We start from the raw sequence: 4,460 nt of genomic DNA, 5'->3' as shown, positions 1-4,460 counted from the left end.
CGGTCCCTCCGGGGCGGGACCGGCCCGGAGGGGCCCGGCTCAGCTCGGTTCGGGTCAGCTCGGTTCAGTTCGGTTCGGTTCGCCCGGCGGCTCAGTTCGGCTCGGCTCGGCTCAGCTCAGCGCCGCGAACGCCCCGTCGATCGCCTCGCAGGTGCGGGCCAGTTCGTCCGCGGTGACCACGGCGGGGACGAACCAGCAGGCCATCCCGTAGGCATTGGAATGCACACCACGGCGCAGGAGTTCATGGCGGAAGGTGTCGTACCGCCGCCGGTCGACCCGGAAGGTGTCCCGGTAGCGGTGGGTCGGTGCGCCGTCGGGGGTGAACACCACCTGGAACATGGCGCCGACGCCCTGGACCGCGCAGGGAATCCGCCTGTCCCGTGCCGCACGGCGGATCGTCTCGGCGATGTGCGCCCCCGTCCGCTCGATCCGCCGGACGACCGCCGGGTCGGCGAGCGCGGTGAGGGTGATGACGGCGGCGGTGGCACACAGGGGTGAGGCGTTGTAGGTGCCGCCGTGTTTGACCCGGCCGGTCGCCAGTGGCTCCATCACCTCGCGGACCCCGGCGAACGCGGCGATGGGCAGCCCGCCGCCGAGCGCCTTGGAGAAGACGGCGAGATCCGGGCGTACGCCGAAGAGCGTCTGCGCACCGCCGGGCCCGGTACGGAATCCGGTGCACACCTCGTCGAAGATCAGTACGGCGCCGTGTGCCGTGGCCGCGTCCCGCAGCCGGTCGAGATAGCCGGGGAGCGGCATCACACAGGCGTTGTTGGCCACGATGGGTTCGCAGATCACGGCCGCGAACTCACCCCGGTGGGCGTCGAGCACCGCGTGCAGCGCCTCCGGGTCGTTCCAGGGGCAGACCACGACATCGTCCACGACCCCGGGCGGAATCCCGGGCGAGTGCGGGACGGCGTGGGGTGTCTCGTAGGGGCCCGTCTCGCTCTCGGCGGGCCGGTTGGAGACGGCGAGGGTGTCGGTCCAGCCGTGGTAATGCCCCTCGAACTTGAGGATCTTCGTACGGCCGGTGTGGCCGCGGGCGGCGCGTACCGCCCCCTGGATGGCCTCGGAACCGGAGTTGGCGAACCGGACCAGTTCGGCGCAGGGCACCATCTCCCGGATCAGCTCCGCCAGCTCGACCTCGGGCACATTGCAGGTCCCGAACATGGTGCCGCGCGCGAGCACATCGGCCAGCCCACGGGTCAGCGCGGGGTGCGCGTGGCCGAGGATCGCACTGCCGTAGGAGATCAGGTAGTCGATGTACTCGTTGCCGTCCACATCGCGGATCAGGGCACCGGAGCCACTGCTCATATACAGCGGATACGGGTCCGGTCCGGTGGAGGTGAGCCGGGCGGAGGAACTGATTCCACCCGCGAGGGACTGCTTCGCGCGTTCGAAGAGTTCACGGCTCACGTCCGTTGTGCCGAGTGCCGTCACCGGCCGTCCTGCCGGGCCGCCCGGGACGGCCCGCCCGGGGAAATGCGGGCCGTCCGGGTATGGCGCGCCGCCGGGGAAATGCGGGCCGTCCGGGAAAGCCGTGCCATCCGCGAATACCTCAGTGTTCATCCGTCGTCACTCCCGTCTCCATGGCCTGGCCGGCCAGTGGTGAATTTCGCCGGAATTCCCAACGCACTGGTCCTGTCGACGGATCGCGATGGCGTGAACGCACCGTCTTGACGTACCCGATCGCCGTACCGAAACTCAGGTGGCACCGCCGGAAAGATCACCCGGCCGAATACCGGAACGGATCACCCATCACGGCGAGAGGAATTCAGCCATGACCGAAGCCACGGAGAACGGCGCCCCGCCCCCGAGGGTCGCCCTGGTGACCGGGGCCGGCAGCGGAATCGGCCGGGCCTGTTCTCTCGGGCTGCTCACCGAGGGCTGGACGGTGGTGCTGACCGGCCGTCGCGAAGGTCCGCTCGAAGAGACCGCCCGACGAGCCGACAGCATCGCGGGATCGGGTATCGCCGCCCCTCTGAGCTGCGACATCACAGATCCCGAAGCGGTCGACAGCCTCTTCGCCAGGACCGCCGAGCGCTTCGGACGGCTCGATCTGCTCTTCAACAACGCGGCCGACACGGTGCCGTACGCCCCCGTCGATGAGGTATCCGCCGCGGACTGGCACCGGGTCATGGACTCCATCGCCACCGGCACCTTCCTCTGTTCCCGGGCCGCGTTCCGGATCATGAAGTCGCAGTCCCCGCGCGGTGGACGGATCATCAACAACGGCGCTCCCTCCGCTCATGTGCCCCGGCCGGACTCGACCGCCTTCACCGCCGCGAAGCACGCGGTGGCGGGGCTGACCCGGTCGCTCTCGCTGGACGGCCGCCGCCACGGCATCTCGTGCGGCCAGATCGACATCGGCAATGTGACGCCGGAGGGGCGCGCACAGCCCGCGGTCCGGCAGGCCGACGGCTCACTCCGGGTCGAGCCCACCATGGACATCCGGCACGTGGTCGACATGGTGCTCGCCATGGCCGCCCTGCCGCCGGGGGTGAATGTCCAGTCCGTCACGGTGATGCCCAGCGCCATGCCCTACGTGGGCCGGGGCTGACGGCCAGGACGCGTCCGCCGCGACGAACGCCTCGATCAGCGCGTCCCCGCCGAGCCGCCCCGCCCGTTCCCAGGCCAGCATCCGGTGCAGCCCGTCCAGATGGATCAGCCCCTCCCGTGTCCGAAGGTTGTCGTAGTCGGGGCCGGGGACCGCGCGGGTGCTGAGGTAGAGCGGGCCGAGGGGGGCCCCGGCCTGCCGGTCGAGCTTGTGCGCGCAGTGCGGATTGGACAGCGCGTACGAACCGCCGAGCGCGCGGAGCGCGGCCGACGCCTCGGCGAGGGTCAGGCCGGTCGGGGGGACGAGTTCGACCTCCCCGCCCTCGCCGAGGTGCCAGGGCAGGACGACACCCAGCAGTTCGCTCCGGTCGAGCAGCACCCGGTACCAGCTCCCCAGCAGGAGGCCCGCCTCGCGAAGGTTCGTCTCGGCGTCGTCGTTCGTATTGCCCTCCTCGTCCGGATCGTAGGGGTGGTCCCGCGCGAATTCACGCAGTACGGCGTCGGACGGAATGGAGCCGATCACTTTCATGAAGGGTGCAGCCTTTCGGGATCCGTGGCCGGTCGCCGCCCCGCCGGGAGGGCCCGCGCCCCGCCGGGGGGGCCGGCCTCCGGCGCGCGGCGGCCTGTCCGGGGCGCCGTGGGTCAGACCGCGTGCCGCTCGTACTCGGCGAAGTGGGCCTCGCGGAACAGCTCGGGCCACTGGCCCCGGTCGAGTCCCCGCTCCCGCCCGGCGGCCAGCAGTTGCCGCCAGTACGGCTTCACCGGCGGCCACCTCCTGCCGGTCTGGCAGTAGGAGCCGTCGATCATATAGCGGTGACCGTACGGGCGAGGTCCGCCGGGGTCCGCGGGGGCTGCCCGGCGGATTCCGCGGACCGAGGCGTCCGCGGGGGCTGCCCGGCGCGCGTGGAAGAGCGCGGAGTGCAGCAGCACGGTGGAGCCGGGCGGCAGGGCGTCGATGACCACTTCGCCGGGGAGTTCGCCGGTGCCCAGGTGGGCGAGGGCACCCTTGTCGGCGACGTCCCGGTGGGACCCGGGCAGTACGGCGAGGGCACCCATCGCGGGGGCCAGACCGCCGATGTAGTGCAGGGCGTGCGCCATGGCGTACCGCCGGTCGCGCTGCGGGCGCTGCTCGTAGTCGTGGTGCCAGTCCTTGCCGGGGGCGCCGGGCGGGCGCCGGTCGCTGTGCAGATGGTGGAAGACGAAGGACGGGCCGAGGAGCCGGGAGAGCAGCCGCAGCAGCGGTGGGTGCGCGGCCAGTTCGCCATGGGCGGGCAGTTGCAGCTCGACCAGGGGCGGTGCCCCGTGGCGGTCGGGGTCGAGGCAGGCGTCGATGGACCGCCCGCGTAATCCGCTGTCCACCCAGTGGTCGGCCTCGGGTATGAGCCGGGCGACGAGATCCGGCGGGATGAATCCGGGGAGTACGAGGTAACCCTGCTCGTGGAAATGTTCGCTCACATCGTTACCGCTCGTCATGACGGTCTGCTCGCTCATGGAACGAAGTCCTCCTGCGTACCGATGTGCCCATCGGGCGGAATGGTGACCGTGCACGCAATCCTTGCTCGATTCCCGGGTGCGCCTCGATTCCCCGGGTGCGCTGTGAAAGGAGAAACGGAAGTGACGTCCGAACACAGAGAACGGCTGCGGTGACGCGGCAGCCGGTACGCGAATTTACGCTGAACGGAAGAGAAAGGTATCCGGCCGGTCACTTTCGCGCAGCCGGCGCGGCGACAATGGCCGGAGTGCTGCTCCATGGCCGAAAGAACGAAGCCTCGCCGCTGTCAGCTGTTCCGGTCGACGCGGGTACACCCCACCCCGTTGTCGGGGTACACCCCGTTGTCGGCGCCCCACCGGGTACGCCGCTGTCGGCCGCCGCCGGGTGTGCCGCTGTCGGCGACGCACCCGGCGGC

General features: G+C 71.0%; 3 protein-coding genes and 1 pseudogene. 1 reads left to right on the top strand and 3 read right to left on the bottom strand.

All coding sequences use genetic code 11. The features are described from left to right. Positions 1 to 111: 111 nt before the first annotated feature. A complete protein-coding gene (locus tag ACWF94_RS34445; protein WP_453497785.1) occupies positions 112 to 1,566 on the bottom strand; it encodes an aspartate aminotransferase family protein in 1,455 nt (484 codons plus the stop codon). 211 nt (positions 1,567 to 1,777) lie between these two features. Here ACWF94_RS34445 and ACWF94_RS34440 point away from each other — a divergent pair, with 211 nt between their 5' ends. Next, positions 1,778 to 2,557, top strand: a complete 780-nt coding sequence (locus tag ACWF94_RS34440) for an SDR family oxidoreductase (protein ID WP_453497782.1) — start codon at positions 1,778 to 1,780, stop codon at positions 2,555 to 2,557. A 33-nt stretch (positions 2,558 to 2,590) separates the two neighbouring features. Here the strand turns inward: ACWF94_RS34440 and ACWF94_RS34435 are convergent. Both ACWF94_RS34435 and ACWF94_RS34430 read right to left on the bottom strand, forming a co-directional pair. Next, positions 2,591 to 3,082 (bottom strand): annotated as a pseudogene (locus ACWF94_RS34435) (DUF6309 family protein); the annotation flags it as partial. 113 nt (positions 3,083 to 3,195) lie between these two features. Continuing rightward, complete coding sequence (locus ACWF94_RS34430) at positions 3,196 to 4,044, bottom strand: phytanoyl-CoA dioxygenase family protein (RefSeq protein ID WP_453497779.1); 849 nt, start codon at positions 4,042 to 4,044, stop codon at positions 3,196 to 3,198. Between the last annotated feature and the right edge of the window lie 416 nt (positions 4,045 to 4,460).

The organism is Streptomyces sp. NPDC055078, assembly GCF_053607985.1.
This window is presented reverse-complemented; position numbering and strand designations above follow the sequence as displayed.